We start from the raw sequence: 15,977 nt of genomic DNA, 5'->3' as shown, positions 1-15,977 counted from the left end.
ACGTGAAGATCACGGTGAGCCTGATCAACCCGATCGCCATGGAAGAAGGTCTGCGCTTCGCAATCCGCGAGGGCGGCCGCACCGTCGGCGCCGGCGTGGTGTCCAAGATTATTGAGTAACTGAAACTATGGCAAAGCAACTGATTCGGATTCGGCTGAAGGGTTTTGATCATCGTCTGATCGACCGTTCCGCGAGCGAAATCGTCGAAACGGCGAAGCGCACCGGTGCGCGGGTCAAGGGCCCGATTCCCCTGCCGACCAAGAAAGAGCGGTTTACCGTCCTGATTTCCCCGCACGTCAACAAGGATGCGCGGGATCAGTACGAGATTCGCACCCACAAGCGCCTGATGGACATCGTGGACCCGACGGACAAGACCGTCGACGCCCTGATGAAGCTGGATCTGGCCGCGGGTGTGGATGTGCAAATAAAGCTTAACTAATCCGGCAGGTTCTGCCATAATAGGCGGCTTTCCGTGGCCCGGTGCGGTTTTTCCGCGTCGGGCCACGCACTTAGTAAAAACCTATTCCAGAGCCCGGTATTTGCGGGCAAAGAGACAGGTAGTTGAGAGATGGCTATCGGATTGATTGGTCGTAAGCTCGGTATGACGCGCGTGTTCGGTGAGGACGGTCAGTCCACGCCGGTGACTGTCATTGAAATCGAGCCGAATCGCGTGACCCAGCTCAAGTCCCTGGAGGCTGACGGCTATCAGGCCGTGCAGGTCACCACGGGCAGCCGCAAGGCCTCGCGTGTCACCAAGCCCCTGGCCGGGCATTTCGCCAAGGCTGGTGTCGAGGCGGGTCGCGGCGCGTGGGAATTTCGTCTGGACGGCGAGCCCGAAGAGGGCCTGGAAGTCGGGGCCGAGCTCAAGGTCGACCGCTTCGAATCCGGACAGAAGGTCGACGTGACGGGCGTCAGCAAGGGTAAGGGCTTTGCCGGCACCATCAAGCGGCACAACTTCCGCAGCCAGGATGCGACGCACGGTAACTCGCTGTCGCATCGTGCGCCGGGGTCGATCGGTCAGAACCAGACGCCGGGTCGTGTGTTCAAGGGCAAGAAGATGGCGGGCCACCTCGGTGCCGCGCGCCGCACTGCGTTGAACATCGAAGTCGTGAACGTTGATGCCGAGCGCAACCTGCTGCTGGTGAAGGGCGCGGTCCCCGGCTCGCGCGGCGGCGACTTGATCATCCGGCCTTCCGTCAAGGCGAAGGGTTAACAGTAATGGAACTCAAGACTCAGGACAGCAAGAAATCTCTGAGCGTCTCGGAGGCAGCCTTCGGCGCCGAGTTCAACGAGTCGCTCGTACATCAGGTCGTGACCGCCTATCTGGCCGGCGCGCGTCAGGGTTCCAAGGCCCAGAAGACCCGCAGCCAGGTTCGTGGCGGCGGCATCAAGCCCTGGCGCCAGAAGGGTACCGGCCGTGCCCGCGCGGGTTCTATTCGCAGCCCGTTGTGGCGTGGGGGGCAAGACCTTTGCCGCGACGCCGCGTGACTTCAGCCAGAAGCTGAACAAAAAGATGTATCGCGCCGCCCTGCGCGGGATCTTTTCCGAACTCGCCCGTCAGGAGCGCCTGGTGGTGGTTGACAGCTTCGGGGTCGAATCCCCGAAGACCAAGCCGCTGGTCGAGAAGCTGAAGGGCATGGAACTCGATAACGTCCTGATCCTGACCGATCAGGCCGACAGTAATCTTTATCTGGCCGCACGGAACCTGCCCAAGGTCGATGTGGTCGAGGTCGGCGGGGTTGATCCCGTCAGCCTGGTCGGTTTCGACAAGGTGCTCATGACTTCGAGCGCGGTCAAGCAGGTTGAGGAGTGGCTGTCATGAATCAGGAGCGTCTGACCAGCGTGCTGGTAGCCCCTTATGTCACCGAGAAGGCCGCGATGGCGGCCGATGCGGCGCATCAGCATGTTTTCAAGGTGCTGCCCAGCGCGACCAAGCTGGAAATCAAGAAGGCCGTGGAGGCCTTGTTCGACGTCAAGGTGGCTGCGGTGCGTACCGTGCGCATGAGCGGCAAGAGCAAGCGCTTCGGTCAGATGCAGGGCAAGCGCAATGATTGGAAGAAGGCCTACGTGACCCTCGCCGAGGGCTACAACATCGATTTTACCGGTGAGGCTTGAGGTAGCTGGAGAGAATCATGGCGATCAAAAAGTCAAAACCTACTTCACCTGGCCGGCGCTTTGTCGTCAACGCGGTCGAAAGCGCGCTGCACAAGGGTTCTCCCTATGCGCCGCTGATCGAGAAGAAGACGCGCTCCGGCGGGCGTAACAATCAGGGCCGCATTACCACCCGTCATGTGGGCGGTGGCCACAAACAGAAGTACCGCGTGATCGATTTCAAGCGCAACAAGGACAATGTCCCGGCTGTCATCGAGCGCCTCGAATACGATCCGAACCGCAGTGCGCATATCGCCCTGGCGCTTTATGCCGATGGCGAACGCCGTTACATCATTGCGCCGCGTGGCATGAAGGCCGGCGACGAGCTGATGTCCGGCTCGCATGCGCCGATCAAGGCCGGCAATACATTGCCGCTGCGCAATATTCCGGTCGGTACGGTGGTTCACTGCGTCGAGCTGCAGCCCGGCAAGGGCGCGCAGATGGCGCGCAGCGCCGGCGCTTCGGTCCAGTACGTGGCCCGTGAAGGCGCGCACGCGACCCTGCGGCTGCGTTCCGGCGAGATGCGCAAGGTGCCCGTCGAGTGCCGCGCGACGATCGGCGAGGTCAGCAACTCCGAGCACAGCCTGCGCAAACTCGGCAAGGCCGGCGCCAAGCGCTGGCAGGGTGTGCGTCCCACCGTCCGCGGTGTGGCCATGAACCCGGTCGATCACCCCCATGGTGGTGGTGAGGGTCGTACCTCGGGTGGCCGTCATCCGGTCTCCCCGTGGGGTATGCCGACCAAGGGTTACAAGACTCGCAAGAACAAGCGCACCGATAAGATGATCGTGCGCCGTCGCAAATCGAAGTAAGAGGGATTTAACGTGCCACGTTCGCTGAGAAAAGGCCCGTTCGTCGACCACCATCTGCTGCAGAAGGTGGAGAAGGCGGCTGCCAGCAATGACAAGCGTCCGATCAAAACCTGGTCGCGTCGCTCCATGATCGTGCCGGAGATGGTCGGGCTGACCGTCGCGGTCCACAACGGTCGCCAGCATGTGCCTGTGCTGGTGAACGAGAACATGGTCGGTCACAAGCTCGGCGAGTTCGCTGCTACCCGTACCTACAAGGGCCACGTGGCCGACAAGAAAGGCAAGTGAGGGCTATCGCGATGGAAGTTAAGGCTCGACTCAGTTACGCGCGCATTTCGCCGCAGAAATGCCGTTTGGTTGCTGATCAGATCCGCGGCCTGCCGGTTGAACAGGCCCTGCAGATCCTTGCTTTCAGCCCCAAGAAGGCCGCCACTCTGGTCAAGAAGGTGTTGGAGTCCGCGATTGCCAACGCCGAGCACAACGAGGGTGCGGACGTGGACGAACTGAAGGTTTCGCGCATTTTCGTCGACCAGGGCCCCACGTTGAAGCGCATTCGCCCGCGTGCCAAGGGTCGTGCCAACCGGATACTCAAGCGTACCAGTCACATTACCGTGGCTGTCGCAGACAGTAATTAAGATTCAGGAGCAGGTCTATGGGCCAGAAAGTACATCCAACAGGATTCAGGCTCGGCATCGCCACTGACTGGACTTCCAAGTGGTACGCCGAAGGCGACGATTACGCCACCTTCCTCCATGAGGATATGGCGATCCGTGATTTTCTGAAGCAGCGCCTGGCGCAGGCTTCGGTGAGCCGGATTCAGATCGAGCGCCCGGCCCGTGCGGCCTATATCACGATTCATACGGCACGGCCGGGTATCGTGATCGGCAAGAAGGGTGAAGACATCGAGACGCTGCGCCGCGAGGTTGCCGGGCGTCTTGGTCTCAACCTCAACAGCGTGAAGATCAATATCGAGGAAATCCGCAAGCCGGAGATCGATGCGCAACTGGTGGCCGAAGGTATCGCCAACCAGCTGGAGCGCCGTATTATGTTCCGCCGCGCCATGAAGCGTGCCGTGGGCAATGCGATGCGCCTCGGCGCCCAGGGCGTCAAGGTGCATGTTTCGGGTCGCCTGAACGGTGCCGAGATCGCGCGTTCCGAGTGGTATCGCGAGGGTCGCGTGCCGCTGCACACCCTGCGTGCCGATATCGACTACGGTTTCGCCGAAGCCCGTACCACCTATGGCGTGATCGGCGTCAAGGTGTGGATTTTCAAGGGCGAGGTCTTCGACCTGGAATCCAAGGGCGAGGCCGGGAAAGAAAAGGCTGCCTGAAGAATAAAGGTACAGAACGATGCTGCAACCCAAACGTACAAAGTTCCGCAAGCAGTTCAAGGGCAAGAACCGTGGTCTCGCCAATAACGGTAACAAGGTGAGCTTCGGTGAGTATGGCCTGAAGGCGGTGGATCGCGGACGTATCACCGCCCGTCAGATCGAGGCTGCCCGCCGCGCGATGACCCGTCACGTTAAGCGTGGCGGTAAGATCTGGATTCGCATCTTCCCGGATGTGCCGGTTACCAAGAAGCCGCTTGAAGTGCGTCAGGGTAAGGGTAAGGGTAACGTCGAATATTGGGTTGCCAAGATTCAGCCGGGCAAGATGCTGTACGAGATGGAAGGCGTTTCCGAGGATATCGCCCGCGAGGCGTTCCGTCTGGCCGCCGCCAAACTGCCTATTAAGACTGTGTTCGTTTCCAGACAGGTTATGTGATGAAGGCGAGCGAATTGAGAGATAAGACCCAGGCGCAGCTGCAAGAAGAGCTCAACGAGCTGCTGCGTGAGCAGTTCAACCTGCGCATGCAGAAGGGTGTCGGGCAAGTGGCCCGCTCCAGCGAGTTCAAGCGTGTGCGTCGCGATATCGCACGCGTTCAGACTGTGCTCAACCAGACCTCGGGTAAGCGTAAATGAGTGAGCAGGACAAGATTCAGCGCACCGTTATCGGCCGCGTTGTGAGCGACAAGATGGACAAAACGGCGACCGTGCTCATCGAGCGCATGGTTCGTCACCCGGTGTACGGCAAATACATCCGCCGTTCCACCAAACTGCACGTCCACGACGAAAACAATCAGTGTAAGCACGGCGATACCGTTGAGATTCGCGAGAGTCGTCCTGCTTCCAAGACCAAGTCTTGGACCCTGGTGCGCGTCGTCGAGAGCGTTAAGGAATAATCGGATTTAAGAACAGAGGCGGACTGCAAAATGATTCAGATGCAGACCATTCTTGATGTTGCGGACAACAGCGGTGCGCGCAAAGTCCAGTGCATCAAGGTGCTCGGCGGCTCACATCGCCGGTATGCAGGCATTGGCGACATCATTAAGGTGAGCGTCAAGGATGCGATCCCGCGCGGCAAGGTTAAGAAGGGCGAGGTCTACAACGCCGTTGTGGTGCGTACCGCCAAGGGCGTGCGCCGCAACGACGGATCGCTGATCCGCTTCGACGGCAATGCGGCGGTGCTGCTCAACAACCAGCATCAGCCGATCGGTACCCGTATCTTCGGGCCGGTAACGCGTGAGCTGCGCAGCGAGAAGTTCATGAAGATCATCTCGCTCGCGCCTGAAGTGCTTTGAGGCAGGAGCAGCGGATATGAACCGGATTCGTAAAGGCGATGACGTTATTGTGATCTGCGGTAAGGATAAAGGCCGTCGGGGCAATGTGCTCAAGGTCTATCCCAACGATCGCGTCCTCGTGCAGGGCATTAACATGGTGAAGAAGCACCAGCGCCCGAACCCCAACACAGGGGTGACTGGCGGCATTATCGAGAAAGAAATGCCGCTGCACATGTCCAACGTGATGATCTACAACCCGGCTACGGGCAAGGGGGAGCGCGTTGGTTTCAGGATGCTTGAGGACGGCCGCAAGGTGCGCTTCTTCAAATCCAATGACGAAGTCGTTGACGCATAGGTAGACGACAATGGCTAGGTTACAGAGCGTATATAAAGAGCAGATCGTCAAACAGCTCCAGGAGCAGTTTGGCTACAAGAGTGTCATGCAGGTCCCGAAGATCGAAAAGATCACGCTGAACATGGGCCTGGGTGAGGCGCTCAGCGACAAGAAGGTGATCGAGAATGCCGTGGAGGACATGGCCAAGATCGCCGGGCAAAAGCCCATTGTCACCAATGCGCGCAAATCCATTGCCGGCTTCAAGGTTCGTGAAGGCTGGCCGATCGGCTGCAAGCTGACGCTGCGTGGCGCGCGCATGTACGAGTTCCTGGATCGATTGATCAATATCGCCATCCCGCGTATTCGCGATTTCCGCGGAATGAGCGCTAAATCCTTCGACGGCCGCGGCAACTACAGCATGGGCGTCAAGGAGCAGATCATCTTTCCGGAGATCGATTACGACAAGATCGACGCGTTGCGTGGCATGGATATCACCATCACCACCACCGCCGGGACCGACGAGGAGGCAAAGGCGCTGCTTGCGGCGTTCAGCTTCCCGTTCAAGCACTGAGGTATTTGGTATGGCTAAGAAATCCATGGTCGCTCGCGAGCACAAACGCAGCCAGCTGGTTGCCAAGCATGCCGCCAAGCGGGCTGAACTCAAGGCGATTATCCGGAATCCGGAAAGCAGTTTTGAGGAAGTCATGGCAGCGAACGAGACGCTGCAGAAGCTTCCGCGTGACGCGAGTCCGGTGCGCCAGCACAATCGCTGCAAGCTGACCGGACGGCCTCATGGCTATTACCGCAAGTTCGGTCTGTGCCGCAACAAGCTGCGCGAGGCCGCTATGCGTGGTGACGTGCCCGGGCTCGTCAAGGCGAGCTGGTAAGAGACTCGGAGCGAACAGGAATTTCTTTCTCCCTGCTGAAGCAGGCAAGCTGAAAGTTGAGACTTAAAACATGAGCATGAGTGACCCCATTGCCGACATGCTGACGCGCATCCGAAATGCGCAGTCGTCGGGTAAGGCGAGCGTAGATATTCCCGCTTCAACACTGAAAGGCGCGGTTGCCAAGGTGTTGAAGGAAGAAGGTTATATCGAGGACTACTCCGTAGCCGGCGAAGGTGCCAAGAAGACGCTGAGCATTGCCCTTAAGTATTACCAGGGCAAGCCGGTGATCTCCCGCGTGCAGCGTGTCAGTCGCCCCGGTCTGCGGATCTTCCGCGGCAAGGACGATCTGCCTACGGTGCTTGGGGGGTTGGGTGTGGCCATCATCTCCACCTCTCACGGGGTGATGAGTGACCGGGCCGCTCGCGCCGCCGGTTTCGGCGGTGAAGTTCTCTGCGTTGTTGAGTAAGGGATCGAAGCGATGTCCAGAGTAGCTAAAAAGCCAATTGAGATTCCATCGGGCGTCGACGTCAAGGTCGATGGCCAGACCATCTCTGTCAAAGGCTCCAAGGGCGCGTTTGAATACAGTATCCATGACGATGTCGAGGCTGCGCTGGACGGCAAGGTGCTGACCTTTGCGCCCAAGAATGGCGATGCATCCAAATTCGCCATGACCGGCACGATGCGCGCCCTCGTCAACAATATGGTTCATGGCGTGAGCCAGGGCTTCGAAAAGAAGCTCGAACTAGTCGGTGTCGGCTACCGTGCGCAAGCGCAGGGCAAGGTGCTGAATCTGACGCTCGGTTTTTCCCATCCGGTCAACTTTGAGGTGCCGGAAGGAATCACTATCGAAACCCCGAGCCAGACAGAGATTGTCGTACGCGGTGCGGACAAGCAGGTAGTCGGCCAGGTTGCGGCCGAAATCCGCGCCTATCGTCCCCCCGAGCCTTACAAGGGCAAGGGCGTCAAATATGCGGATGAGCAGATCATCCGTAAAGAGGCCAAGAAGAAATAAGGTTGGCATATGGATAAGAAGACTGCTCGTTTGCGCCGTGCGAAACGTGCGCGTAGCAAGATGCGCGAGTTGAGCGCAGTGCGCCTGTGCGTGAACCGCACACCTCGTCATATCTATGCCCAGGTGATTGCAGCCGACGGCAGCCACGTGGTGGCTACCGCCTCTTCGGTTGAGGCGGACGTCCGCAAGGCGCAGGGCTCAACCGGCAACGTCGCCACCGCGACCGAAGTCGGCAAGCTCGTGGCCAAGCGCGCCCTGGAAAAAGGTATTAAGCAGGTCGCTTTCGACCGCTCCGGTTTCAAGTACCACGGGCGGGTCAAGGCGCTGGCCGACGCGGCACGCGAAGCCGGCCTCGAATTCTAAAGGTGCAAAAGCATGGCGAATATTGACAACTCCGCGATCCAGGACGGTCTTCAGGAAAAACTGATAACCGTCAACCGTGTGGCCAAAGTGGTCAAGGGCGGCCGGCAGTTCGGTTTTACCGCCCTGACGGTCGTCGGCGACGGCAACGGCCGGGTCGGCATCGGCTACGGCAAGGCCCGTGAGGTCCCGCTGGCGATTCAGAAGGCGATGGAAAAGGCGCGTAAAGAGATGGTCACCGTCCCGCTCAAGGATGGAACCCTCTACTATCCCGTCACCGCCAACTTCGGTGCCGCCAAGGTCTACATGCAGCCGGCCTCCGAAGGTACCGGTGTCATCGCGGGTGGCGCCATGCGCGCGGTGCTCGAAGTGCTCGGCGTGCGCAACGTGCTGGCTAAGTGCATCGGTACACGCAATCCGGTCAATGTGGTGCGTGCCACCCTGGCCGGCCTGGCTTCGTTGCAGGCGCCCGAAGAGGTTGCCGCCAAGCGTGGCAAGAAGGTTGAAGAGATTCTGGGATAACGCTCATGGCCAAGCAGAACAAACTCAAAGTGACCCTGGTTCGCAGCCTGAGCGGCCGGCTCAAGGCCCATCAGGACTGCGCCCGTGGCCTGGGTATCCGCCGCATACACAAAACGGTGGAAGTGATCGATACCCCGGAAAACCGCGGCATGATCAACAAGATCAACTACATGTTGAAGGTAGAGGAGGCCTGAGATGCGCCTGAATTCTCTCAAGCCCGCCGCCGGCAGCCGTACTGACGGCAAGCGCGTCGGCCGTGGTATCGGATCCGGCCTCGGTAAGACCGGCGGCCGCGGCCACAAGGGTCAGCACTCGCGTTCCGGCGGTTACCACAAGGTCGGTTTCGAAGGCGGCCAGATGCCGCTGCAGCGCCGTCTGCCCAAAATCGGGTTCCGTTCGCGTATCGGTGATACCCGCGCTGAAGTGCGCCTGCATGAGCTCGCCCTGGTCGAGGCTGACGTTATCGATCTGGACGCGCTGAAGGCTGCCAACCTGGTGCCGGCGAATACGCAGGTCGCCAAGGTGATCCTGTCCGGCGCCATTGAGAAGGCCGTGACCCTGAAGGGCATCGGCGCCACCAAGGGTGCACGCAGCGCCATCGAAGCCGCCGGCGGCAAGATCGAGGCGTAATGGCCAGGACCGGCGCCAATCCGCAGGCTGGGCTGGGTGGCCTGGGCCAGATGACCGAGCTGCGTCAGCGGCTCGTTTTTCTTGTGCTGGGCCTGGTCGTCTACCGTATCGGGACCTACATCCCGGTACCCGGCGTAAACCCGGTCGCGTTGGCGCAGTTTTTCCAGCAGCAGAGCGGCACCATTCTGGACATGTTCAACATGTTCTCGGGCGGTGCCTTGCGGCGCCTGAGCGTGTTCGCGCTGGGGATCATGCCCTACATCTCGGCATCGATCATTATCCAGCTGATGACGGCGGTTGTGCCCGCCCTGGAGCAGCTCAAGAAGGAAGGTGAGTCCGGCCGTCGCAAGATTACGCAGTACACGCGTTATGCGACTGTCGCGCTGGCCCTGTTCCAAAGTGTCGGTGTGGCGATCGCCCTGAATGGACAGCAGGTCGCTGGCGGTTTGTCGGTCCCGCTGCAGCCGGGCATCGGCTTTATCTTCACCACGGTGCTGACCCTGGTGACCGGCACCATGTTTTTGATGTGGCTGGGCGAGCAGATCACCGAACGCGGCCTGGGTAACGGGATCTCGATGATCATCTTCGCGGGCATCGTGGCGGGACTGCCGCATGCCGTGGGCGGTACGCTGGAGCTTGCCAGCACCGGCGAAATGTCCCCGGGGCTGGTCATTCTGCTTCTGATTCTGGCGCTTGCGGTGACGGCCTTCGTGGTGTTCGTGGAGCGCGGTCAGCGCCGGATCACGGTCAACTACGCCAAGCGTCAGCAGGGCCGCAAGATCTACGCAGCGCAGAGCAGCCATCTGCCGCTCAAGCTGAACATGGCGGGTGTGATTCCGCCGATCTTCGCGTCCAGTATCATTCTGTTCCCGGCCACTCTCGGGCACTGGCTGGGCAACGCGGAAGGCATGGCCTGGCTGGGAGATATTTCTTCCCTGCTGTCGCCGGGTCAGCCGCTGTATGTGCTTTTGTACGCGCTCGCGATCGTGTTTTTCAGCTTTTTCTACACGGCGCTGGTGTTCAACTCCCGTGAAACGGCGGACAATCTGAAGAAGTCCGGTGCGTTCATTCCGGGTATCCGTCCCGGTGAGCAGACCGCCCGGTACATCGACGGGGTGATGACCCGACTGACTGCAGTCGGTGCGATTTACATCACCGCGGTTTGTCTGTTACCGGAGTTTTTGATTCTGTACTGGAACGTGCCGTTCTATTTCGGCGGTACGTCCCTGTTGATTATTGTTGTCGTGGTGATGGATTTCATGGCCCAGGTTCAGGCCCACATGATGTCCCACCAGTACGAAGGTCTCATGCGCAAGGCCAATCTCAAGGGTTATGGCCGCAGCGGTATGATTCGTTGATGCCCCGGCATCCATGGAGTGAGCGATGAAAGTTAGAGCGTCTGTCAAAAAGATGTGCCGCAACTGCAAGGTCGTGCGCCGCAACGGTGTCGTGCGCGTGATCTGCAAGGACCCGCGCCACAAGCAGCGTCAGGGCTGACCCGTCTTGTATCAGCTGTCGGAAAACGTTACAATTCGCGGCTTTTCCGCCGCCGTCTGGAGATTTTGAATGGCACGCATTGCAGGTATCAATATCCCTGTGAACAAGCATGCGGTGATCGCGCTGACGTCGATCTACGGCATTGGCCGCGTTCGCGCGCAGCAAATCTGCGCGGCGGCTGGGATTAAAACTGATAGTAAAATCAAAGACTTGACTGAGGCTGAGATCGAGCAGCTGCGTGCCGAAGTTGGCAAGCACGTGGTCGAAGGCGATCTGCGTCGTGAAGTCTCGATGAACATCAAGCGCCTCATGGATCTGGGTTGCTACCGCGGCATCCGTCATCGCCGTGGTCTGCCGGTTCGTGGTCAGCGCACCAAGACCAACGCCCGTACCCGCAAGGGCCCGCGGCGTCCGATTCGTAAGTAATAATCAGTTCGAGTACAGGAACTCATAGACCTATGGCAAAGGCTCCCGCACGTAGCCGGAAGAAGGCCAAGCGCGTCGTCACCGACGGTGTCGCGCACATCTATTCCTCCTTCAATAACACCATCATTACCATCACCGACCGCCAGGGAAACACGCTGTCCTGGGCGACGTCGGGTGGTTCTGGTTTCCGCGGCTCGCGTAAGAGCACGCCGTTTGCCGCTCAGGTCGCCGCCGAGCGTGCGGGCACTGCCGCGCTGGAATACGGCGTGAAGAACCTGGATGTCGAGGTCAAGGGCCCCGGTCCGGGTCGTGAGTCCGCCGTGCGCGCATTGAACAATGTCGGTTTCCGCATCGCCAACATCACCGATGTGACCCCGATCCCGCACAATGGCTGCCGTCCGCCCAAGCGGCGTCGCGTTTAAGTCAGGAGTAATTCATGGCACGCTATATCGGACCCAAGTGCAAGCTGAGCCGGCGTGAAGGCACCGATCTCTTCCTGAAGAGTCGCGCCCGTTCGCTGGAATCCAAATGCAAACTCGACAAGATCCCCGGTCAGCACGGTGATCGCCGCACCCGCGTCTCCGACTACGGGCTGCAGTTGCGCGAAAAGCAGAAGCTGCGCCGTATCTACGGCGTGCTGGAGCGCCAGTTCCGCAACTACTTCAAGAAGGCGGCGCAGCGCAAAGGCTCCACCGGTGAGAACCTGTTGCAGCTGCTCGAGTGCCGTCTTGATAATGTTGTTTACCGCATGGGCTTCGGCGTCACCCGTTCCGAGGCGCGCCAGCTGGTCAGCCACAAGGCGGTTCTGGTCAACGGCCAGGTGGTGAATATCCCCTCCTATCAGGTCAAGCCTGAGGATCGGATTTCCATCCGCGAAAAGTCCAAGAAACAGGTCCGTATTCAGGATTCCCTGACCATCGCCGAGCAGTTCGGCTTCCCGGAGTGGATCGAGGTGGACGCGAAAAAGATGGAAGGTGTGTTCAAGTCTGTTCCTGAGCGCGCCGACCTGCCTGCCGAGATCAACGAGTCTCTCGTGGTCGAGCTCTACTCCAAGTAATCGGTATCGAGCTTATGTCATCATCGAACAACGCAATGCTGAAACCCCGCCATATCGAGGTCCAGACCATCAACGAGCGTCATGCGCGCGTTGTTCTCGAGCCTCTGGAGCGCGGCTTCGGCCATACGCTGGGCAACGCCCTGCGCCGGATCCTGCTCTCCTCGATCCCCGGCTGTGCCGTGGTCGAGGTCGAGATCGACGGCGTGCTTCACGAGTACACCAGCATCGAGGGTGTGCAGGAAGACGTGGTCGATATCGTGCTGAATCTCAAAGGCCTGGCCATCCGTATGCACAACCGCGACGAGGCCACCCTGACCCTCAGCAAGAAGGGCCCGGGTGTGGTCACGGCCGGGGATATCCAGGTGGATCACGATATCGAAATCGTGAATCCGGAGCACGTAATCGCGCACCTGACCAAGAACGGCGACCTCAAGATGAGCCTCAAGGTGGCTCGCGGCGTCGGCTACCTGCCGGCTTCCGCCCGCCGTTCCACCGAGGTCGAGGAACGTCCCATCGGCTCGCTGCTGGTGGATGCCAGTTTCAGCCCGATCGTGCGCGTCGCGTACAACGTCGAGACGGCTCGCGTCGAGCAGCGCACCAATCTCGACAAACTGGTCATCGATCTGGAGACCGACGGCACCGTCGATCCCGAGGCAGCCATTCGCCGTTCCGCCACTATCCTCCAGCAGCAGCTCGCGGTATTCGTCGACCTGCAGGGTGGGGAAGAGGCCCAGCCCGAGACCCACGAGGCGGAGATCGATCCGATCCTGCTGCGTCCGGTGGACGATCTCGAGCTGACGGTGCGGTCTGCCAACTGCCTGAAGGCGGAGAATATTTTCTATATCGGTGATCTGATCCAGCGCACCGAGGTCGAGCTGCTCAAGACCCCTAACCTGGGCAAGAAGTCGCTCACCGAGATCAAAGATGTCCTGGCCTCGCATGGACTTTCGCTGGGTATGCGCCTGGAAAACTGGCCGCCCGCGGGTCTGAAAAAAGAAGAGAAGGCCCGGGCCTGACTGTACTGAGGGAAATGACATGCGTCACCGCAAGATTGGTCGTCAACTAAGCCGTAACAGCAGTCACCGCAAGGCGACCCTGCAGAGTCTGGCCGTTTCGCTGCTGCGTCACGAAGCCATCAAGACCACGCTGCCCAAGGCCAAGGAACTGCGCCGCGTCGCCGAGCCGCTGATCACCATGGCCAAGGAGGACGCCGTCCACAAGCGTCGTGTGGCCTTCTCGCGCCTGCGCGACAAGGACGTGGTCAAGAAGCTGTTCGACGAGCTGGGTCCTCGCTACAAGGCGCGCCCCGGTGGTTACCTGCGCATCCTGAAGTGCGGTTTCCGTCCGGGTGACAATGCCCCCATTAACCGACGAGAAGGCCATGCACGCGCCAGCCAGCCAGGGCGGCATCTGGATTCCCGTGAACGGGAACAACGCTCGCGTAGCCTAGGCGACGCTGACGGGGCTACTGGTCCCGAACGTGTTGTATCGCTTAAACACACACCACAGAGGATTTGAACATGTTCAAGCGTATTGCCAAGACGGCCGCCGCCGCTGTGGTCTCTTTTGGCCTGATGGGCGTTGCCCACGCCGAGGTCAAAGAGATCAACGGTGCTGGTGCGACCTTCCCGTACCCCGTGTACTCCAAGTGGGCCGAAGCCTATAACAAGGCGACCGGTGTCAAGTTCAACTACCAGGCCATCGGTTCCGGTGGCGGCATCAAGCAGATCAAGGCCAAGACCGTTGATTTCGGTGCCTCCGACGCGCCTCTGAAGGCAGCGGAACTGGACAAGGCCGGTCTGATGCAGTTCCCCATGATCATGGGCGGCGTTGTGCCGGTCGTGAACGTGCCCGGTCTGAAGGCCGGCAAGCTGCACCTCGACGGTACGACCCTGGCTGACATCTTCCTGGGCAAGATCAAGCGCTGGAACGACAGCCGCATTGCTGCGCTGAACAAGGGCGTGAGCCTGCCCAACGAGGCCATCACTGTCGTGCATCGTTCCGACGGTTCCGGCACCACCTTCATCTACACCAACTACCTGACCAAGGTCAGCAAGGCCTGGGCCGACAAGGTCGGCAACAACAAGGCCGTCAGCTGGCCCGTCGGTGTGGGTGGTAAGGGCAACCAGGGTGTGGCCGCCTACGTGAACCGCATCAAGGGTTCCATCGGCTACGTCGAGTATGCCTATGCCCTGCAGAACAAGATGACCTACGTGCTGCTGAAGAACCGTGCCGGTCACTATGTTGCCCCGACCTCCGAGAACTTCCAGGCCGCTGCTGCCGGCGCCGATTGGAAGAACGCTCCGGGTTACTACATGGTGCTGACCGATCAGCCTGGCGCCAAGTCCTGGCCGATCACCGGTGCCAGCTTCATCCTGGTCTACAAGACCCAGACGAAGCCTGAGGTTGCCAAGGCCGTGCTGAAGTTCTTCGACTGGTCCTATCATCACGGCCAGAAGATGGCCGAGCAGCTGGACTACGTCCCGATGCCCGCCGCCGTCGTGAAGATGGTTGAGGATACCTGGGCTAAGGAACTGCACGGTACCGACGGCAAGGCCGTGTGGACCGCCAGCATGATGCAGAACTAAGCCATTCATTGGACAGATGACTGTATCAGGGATGATTGCTAGACTTGCCGGCCCGGGCTTTGTCCGGGCCGGCATTTCCACGAAGTCCTGTAATCTGTGAGGTAGTTATGAGCGCAGCAGGCGAGGCTATAGCCAAAGAGCTCGCGTCACCGACAGGCAAGGCACAGGCCGCGGGTGACTGGCTGTTCAAGGGCATTTCCTGGTTTTTTGCGATCCTCGTCCTGGTTACCCTGCTCGGCATCATCGTGATGCTGGCGCACGGGTCGATGCCTGCGTTCGAGAAGTTCGGCTTTTTCAAGTTTTATACGTCGGAGGAGTGGAATCCTGCGACATCGGTTTTCGGCGGACTGTCACCGATCGTTGGGACGCTGGTTTCGTCCCTGATTGCCCTGATCATCGGTCTGCCGGTCAGTTTTGGTATCGCGCTGTTCATCACCGAACTCGCCCCGGAGTGGCTTAAGCGCCCCGTGGGCACGGCGATCGAACTGCTGGCTGCGATTCCCAGTATCATCTACGGCATGTGGGGGCTGTTCATCTTTGCGCCCTTTTTCGCCGACCATATTCAACCGATTTTGACCGACCTCTTCGGTGACCTCCCGCTTATCGGCCCTATGTTCCAGGGGCCGCCGATCGGGATCAGCGTGTTCACGGCCGGCATTATTCTCTCGATCATGATCATCCCCTTCATCGCCTCGGTGATGCGTGACGTGTTCGAGATCGTCCCTGAAGTACTCAAGGAATCGGCCTACGGCATCGGCTGCACCACCTGGGAGGTGGTCTGGCGTGTGGTGCTGCCCTATACCAAGATCGGTGTGGTCGGCGGCATCATGCTGGGGTTGGGTCGGGCGCTGGGCGAGACCATGGCGGTCACCTTCGTGATCGGCAACGCGCATGATCTGCACGCCTCACTGTTCATGCCCGGTAACTCGATTGCTTCGACCATCGCCAACGAATTCACCGAGGCGGATGGCGAGCTTTATACCTCTTCGCTGATCGCGCTTGGTCTGATGTTGTTCATCATCACCTTCATCGTGCTGGCGATTTCCAAGCTGCTGCTGCTCAAACTGGCCTCCAGCCAGGAAGGCAAACGGTCCTGAGGTATTTGACGT

General features: G+C 59.8%; 29 protein-coding genes and 2 pseudogenes. All 31 read left to right on the top strand.

Going from position 1 to position 15,977, the window contains the following annotated elements; genetic code table 11:
* Positions 1 to 119 (top strand): elongation factor Tu (locus P8Y64_10900; protein ID MEJ2060975.1); only part of this gene is annotated, 119 nt, incomplete at its 5' end.
* 8 nt (positions 120 to 127) lie between these two features.
* Complete coding sequence (rpsJ, locus tag P8Y64_10895) at positions 128 to 439, top strand: 30S ribosomal protein S10 (GenBank protein ID MEJ2060974.1); 312 nt, start codon at positions 128 to 130, stop codon at positions 437 to 439.
* A gap of 129 nt (positions 440 to 568) precedes the next feature.
* The gene (gene rplC, locus P8Y64_10890) at positions 569 to 1,213 is read left to right on the top strand and encodes a 50S ribosomal protein L3 (protein ID MEJ2060973.1); all 645 of its coding nucleotides are present in this window, start codon (positions 569 to 571) and stop codon (positions 1,211 to 1,213) included.
* Positions 1,214 to 1,218: 5 nt separating this feature from the next.
* Positions 1,219 to 1,822: pseudogene (gene rplD / locus P8Y64_10885) on the top strand (50S ribosomal protein L4).
* Positions 1,819 to 2,115 carry a 50S ribosomal protein L23 gene (rplW, locus tag P8Y64_10880; protein ID MEJ2060972.1) on the top strand — a complete coding sequence of 99 codons (297 nt, stop codon included), beginning with the start codon at positions 1,819 to 1,821 and terminating at the stop codon, positions 2,113 to 2,115. Before rplD ends, rplW begins: the two are co-directional and overlap by 4 nt.
* A 17-nt stretch (positions 2,116 to 2,132) precedes the next feature.
* Positions 2,133 to 2,960, top strand: a complete 828-nt coding sequence (gene rplB / locus P8Y64_10875) for a 50S ribosomal protein L2 (GenBank protein ID MEJ2060971.1) — start codon at positions 2,133 to 2,135, stop codon at positions 2,958 to 2,960.
* Positions 2,961 to 2,972: 12 nt separating this feature from the next.
* Positions 2,973 to 3,245, top strand: coding sequence for a 30S ribosomal protein S19 (gene rpsS, locus P8Y64_10870; GenBank protein MEJ2060970.1), 273 nt, complete (start codon positions 2,973 to 2,975; stop codon positions 3,243 to 3,245).
* A 5-nt stretch (positions 3,246 to 3,250) separates the two neighbouring features.
* Positions 3,251 to 3,592 (top strand): 50S ribosomal protein L22, encoded by a 342-nt coding sequence (gene rplV / locus P8Y64_10865; protein MEJ2060969.1) that lies wholly within the window; start codon positions 3,251 to 3,253, stop codon positions 3,590 to 3,592.
* 17 nt (positions 3,593 to 3,609) lie between these two features.
* Positions 3,610 to 4,287: a 30S ribosomal protein S3 gene (gene rpsC / locus P8Y64_10860; protein MEJ2060968.1), complete on the top strand. Its 678-nt coding sequence runs from the start codon at positions 3,610 to 3,612 to the stop codon at positions 4,285 to 4,287.
* A gap of 19 nt (positions 4,288 to 4,306) precedes the next feature.
* On the top strand, positions 4,307 to 4,720 hold the full coding sequence (rplP, locus tag P8Y64_10855; GenBank protein ID MEJ2060967.1) for a 50S ribosomal protein L16: 414 nt from the start codon (positions 4,307 to 4,309) through the stop codon (positions 4,718 to 4,720).
* Positions 4,720 to 4,917, top strand: coding sequence for a 50S ribosomal protein L29 (gene rpmC, locus P8Y64_10850; protein ID MEJ2060966.1), 198 nt, complete (start codon positions 4,720 to 4,722; stop codon positions 4,915 to 4,917). The genes rplP and rpmC overlap by 1 nt, the downstream gene beginning before the upstream one ends.
* Complete coding sequence (gene rpsQ / locus P8Y64_10845) at positions 4,914 to 5,177, top strand: 30S ribosomal protein S17 (protein ID MEJ2060965.1); 264 nt, start codon at positions 4,914 to 4,916, stop codon at positions 5,175 to 5,177. Before rpmC ends, rpsQ begins: the two co-directional genes overlap by 4 nt.
* 30 nt (positions 5,178 to 5,207) lie before the next feature.
* The gene (gene rplN / locus P8Y64_10840) at positions 5,208 to 5,576 is read left to right on the top strand and encodes a 50S ribosomal protein L14 (protein MEJ2060964.1); all 369 of its coding nucleotides are present in this window, start codon (positions 5,208 to 5,210) and stop codon (positions 5,574 to 5,576) included.
* A gap of 16 nt (positions 5,577 to 5,592) precedes the next feature.
* On the top strand, positions 5,593 to 5,910 hold the full coding sequence (gene rplX, locus P8Y64_10835) for a 50S ribosomal protein L24 (protein MEJ2060963.1): 318 nt from the start codon (positions 5,593 to 5,595) through the stop codon (positions 5,908 to 5,910).
* Positions 5,911 to 5,920: 10 nt separating this feature from the next.
* Positions 5,921 to 6,460: a 50S ribosomal protein L5 gene (gene rplE, locus P8Y64_10830; GenBank protein ID MEJ2060962.1), complete on the top strand. Its 540-nt coding sequence runs from the start codon at positions 5,921 to 5,923 to the stop codon at positions 6,458 to 6,460.
* Positions 6,461 to 6,470: 10 nt separating this feature from the next.
* Positions 6,471 to 6,776, top strand: coding sequence for a 30S ribosomal protein S14 (gene rpsN, locus P8Y64_10825; GenBank protein ID MEJ2060961.1), 306 nt, complete (start codon positions 6,471 to 6,473; stop codon positions 6,774 to 6,776).
* A gap of 70 nt (positions 6,777 to 6,846) precedes the next feature.
* The gene (gene rpsH, locus P8Y64_10820; GenBank protein MEJ2060960.1) at positions 6,847 to 7,242 is read left to right on the top strand and encodes a 30S ribosomal protein S8; all 396 of its coding nucleotides are present in this window, start codon (positions 6,847 to 6,849) and stop codon (positions 7,240 to 7,242) included.
* A 12-nt stretch (positions 7,243 to 7,254) separates the two neighbouring features.
* A complete protein-coding gene (gene rplF, locus P8Y64_10815; protein ID MEJ2060959.1) occupies positions 7,255 to 7,788 on the top strand; it encodes a 50S ribosomal protein L6 in 534 nt (177 codons plus the stop codon).
* A 9-nt stretch (positions 7,789 to 7,797) separates the two neighbouring features.
* Positions 7,798 to 8,151 carry a 50S ribosomal protein L18 gene (rplR, locus tag P8Y64_10810; GenBank protein MEJ2060958.1) on the top strand — a complete coding sequence of 118 codons (354 nt, stop codon included), beginning with the start codon at positions 7,798 to 7,800 and terminating at the stop codon, positions 8,149 to 8,151.
* 12 nt (positions 8,152 to 8,163) lie between these two features.
* The gene (rpsE, locus tag P8Y64_10805; protein MEJ2060957.1) at positions 8,164 to 8,670 is read left to right on the top strand and encodes a 30S ribosomal protein S5; all 507 of its coding nucleotides are present in this window, start codon (positions 8,164 to 8,166) and stop codon (positions 8,668 to 8,670) included.
* 5 nt (positions 8,671 to 8,675) lie between these two features.
* Positions 8,676 to 8,864, top strand: a complete 189-nt coding sequence (rpmD, locus tag P8Y64_10800) for a 50S ribosomal protein L30 (GenBank protein ID MEJ2060956.1) — start codon at positions 8,676 to 8,678, stop codon at positions 8,862 to 8,864.
* A gap of 1 nt (position 8,865) precedes the next feature.
* Positions 8,866 to 9,300: a 50S ribosomal protein L15 gene (gene rplO / locus P8Y64_10795; GenBank protein MEJ2060955.1), complete on the top strand. Its 435-nt coding sequence runs from the start codon at positions 8,866 to 8,868 to the stop codon at positions 9,298 to 9,300.
* Positions 9,300 to 10,658 carry a preprotein translocase subunit SecY gene (gene secY, locus P8Y64_10790; protein MEJ2060954.1) on the top strand — a complete coding sequence of 453 codons (1,359 nt, stop codon included), beginning with the start codon at positions 9,300 to 9,302 and terminating at the stop codon, positions 10,656 to 10,658. Before rplO ends, secY begins: the two co-directional genes overlap by 1 nt.
* A gap of 25 nt (positions 10,659 to 10,683) precedes the next feature.
* Positions 10,684 to 10,797, top strand: coding sequence for a 50S ribosomal protein L36 (rpmJ, locus tag P8Y64_10785; protein MEJ2060953.1), 114 nt, complete (start codon positions 10,684 to 10,686; stop codon positions 10,795 to 10,797).
* A gap of 69 nt (positions 10,798 to 10,866) precedes the next feature.
* The gene (gene rpsM / locus P8Y64_10780) at positions 10,867 to 11,223 is read left to right on the top strand and encodes a 30S ribosomal protein S13 (protein ID MEJ2060952.1); all 357 of its coding nucleotides are present in this window, start codon (positions 10,867 to 10,869) and stop codon (positions 11,221 to 11,223) included.
* A gap of 32 nt (positions 11,224 to 11,255) precedes the next feature.
* Positions 11,256 to 11,645: a 30S ribosomal protein S11 gene (gene rpsK / locus P8Y64_10775; protein ID MEJ2060951.1), complete on the top strand. Its 390-nt coding sequence runs from the start codon at positions 11,256 to 11,258 to the stop codon at positions 11,643 to 11,645.
* 14 nt (positions 11,646 to 11,659) lie between these two features.
* Positions 11,660 to 12,280 (top strand): 30S ribosomal protein S4, encoded by a 621-nt coding sequence (gene rpsD, locus P8Y64_10770; GenBank protein MEJ2060950.1) that lies wholly within the window; start codon positions 11,660 to 11,662, stop codon positions 12,278 to 12,280.
* Between the two features lie 14 nt (positions 12,281 to 12,294).
* Positions 12,295 to 13,296: a DNA-directed RNA polymerase subunit alpha gene (gene rpoA, locus P8Y64_10765; protein ID MEJ2060949.1), complete on the top strand. Its 1,002-nt coding sequence runs from the start codon at positions 12,295 to 12,297 to the stop codon at positions 13,294 to 13,296.
* Between the two features lie 19 nt (positions 13,297 to 13,315).
* Positions 13,316 to 13,642: pseudogene (gene rplQ / locus P8Y64_10760) on the top strand (50S ribosomal protein L17).
* A gap of 158 nt (positions 13,643 to 13,800) precedes the next feature.
* A complete protein-coding gene (gene pstS, locus P8Y64_10755) occupies positions 13,801 to 14,868 on the top strand; it encodes a phosphate ABC transporter substrate-binding protein PstS (GenBank protein ID MEJ2060948.1) in 1,068 nt (355 codons plus the stop codon).
* 107 nt (positions 14,869 to 14,975) lie between these two features.
* The gene (gene pstC / locus P8Y64_10750) at positions 14,976 to 15,965 is read left to right on the top strand and encodes a phosphate ABC transporter permease subunit PstC (protein ID MEJ2060947.1); all 990 of its coding nucleotides are present in this window, start codon (positions 14,976 to 14,978) and stop codon (positions 15,963 to 15,965) included.
* The last annotated feature ends 12 nt before the right edge of the window (positions 15,966 to 15,977 follow it).

The organism is Gammaproteobacteria bacterium, assembly GCA_037388465.1.
GTDB lineage: Bacteria > Pseudomonadota > Gammaproteobacteria > SpSt-1174 > SpSt-1174 > JARRKE01.
This window is presented reverse-complemented; position numbering and strand designations above follow the sequence as displayed.

Coding starts and splice junctions, on each gene's coding strand:
- rpsJ (MEJ2060974.1), top strand. CDS start 128: ATGGCAAAGCAACTGATTCGGATTCGGCTGAAGGGTTTTGATCATCGT.
- rplC (MEJ2060973.1), top strand. CDS start 569: ATGGCTATCGGATTGATTGGTCGTAAGCTCGGTATGACGCGCGTGTTC.
- rplW (MEJ2060972.1), top strand. CDS start 1,819: ATGAATCAGGAGCGTCTGACCAGCGTGCTGGTAGCCCCTTATGTCACC.
- rplB (MEJ2060971.1), top strand. CDS start 2,133: ATGGCGATCAAAAAGTCAAAACCTACTTCACCTGGCCGGCGCTTTGTC.
- rpsC (MEJ2060968.1), top strand. CDS start 3,610: ATGGGCCAGAAAGTACATCCAACAGGATTCAGGCTCGGCATCGCCACT.
- rplP (MEJ2060967.1), top strand. CDS start 4,307: ATGCTGCAACCCAAACGTACAAAGTTCCGCAAGCAGTTCAAGGGCAAG.
- rpmC (MEJ2060966.1), top strand. CDS start 4,720: ATGAAGGCGAGCGAATTGAGAGATAAGACCCAGGCGCAGCTGCAAGAA.
- rpsQ (MEJ2060965.1), top strand. CDS start 4,914: ATGAGTGAGCAGGACAAGATTCAGCGCACCGTTATCGGCCGCGTTGTG.
- rplN (MEJ2060964.1), top strand. CDS start 5,208: ATGATTCAGATGCAGACCATTCTTGATGTTGCGGACAACAGCGGTGCG.
- rplX (MEJ2060963.1), top strand. CDS start 5,593: ATGAACCGGATTCGTAAAGGCGATGACGTTATTGTGATCTGCGGTAAG.
- rplE (MEJ2060962.1), top strand. CDS start 5,921: ATGGCTAGGTTACAGAGCGTATATAAAGAGCAGATCGTCAAACAGCTC.
- rpsN (MEJ2060961.1), top strand. CDS start 6,471: ATGGCTAAGAAATCCATGGTCGCTCGCGAGCACAAACGCAGCCAGCTG.
- rpsH (MEJ2060960.1), top strand. CDS start 6,847: ATGAGCATGAGTGACCCCATTGCCGACATGCTGACGCGCATCCGAAAT.
- rplF (MEJ2060959.1), top strand. CDS start 7,255: ATGTCCAGAGTAGCTAAAAAGCCAATTGAGATTCCATCGGGCGTCGAC.
- rplR (MEJ2060958.1), top strand. CDS start 7,798: ATGGATAAGAAGACTGCTCGTTTGCGCCGTGCGAAACGTGCGCGTAGC.
- rpsE (MEJ2060957.1), top strand. CDS start 8,164: ATGGCGAATATTGACAACTCCGCGATCCAGGACGGTCTTCAGGAAAAA.
- rpmD (MEJ2060956.1), top strand. CDS start 8,676: ATGGCCAAGCAGAACAAACTCAAAGTGACCCTGGTTCGCAGCCTGAGC.
- rplO (MEJ2060955.1), top strand. CDS start 8,866: ATGCGCCTGAATTCTCTCAAGCCCGCCGCCGGCAGCCGTACTGACGGC.
- secY (MEJ2060954.1), top strand. CDS start 9,300: ATGGCCAGGACCGGCGCCAATCCGCAGGCTGGGCTGGGTGGCCTGGGC.
- rpmJ (MEJ2060953.1), top strand. CDS start 10,684: ATGAAAGTTAGAGCGTCTGTCAAAAAGATGTGCCGCAACTGCAAGGTC.
- rpsM (MEJ2060952.1), top strand. CDS start 10,867: ATGGCACGCATTGCAGGTATCAATATCCCTGTGAACAAGCATGCGGTG.
- rpsK (MEJ2060951.1), top strand. CDS start 11,256: ATGGCAAAGGCTCCCGCACGTAGCCGGAAGAAGGCCAAGCGCGTCGTC.
- rpsD (MEJ2060950.1), top strand. CDS start 11,660: ATGGCACGCTATATCGGACCCAAGTGCAAGCTGAGCCGGCGTGAAGGC.
- rpoA (MEJ2060949.1), top strand. CDS start 12,295: ATGTCATCATCGAACAACGCAATGCTGAAACCCCGCCATATCGAGGTC.
- pstS (MEJ2060948.1), top strand. CDS start 13,801: ATGTTCAAGCGTATTGCCAAGACGGCCGCCGCCGCTGTGGTCTCTTTT.
- pstC (MEJ2060947.1), top strand. CDS start 14,976: ATGAGCGCAGCAGGCGAGGCTATAGCCAAAGAGCTCGCGTCACCGACA.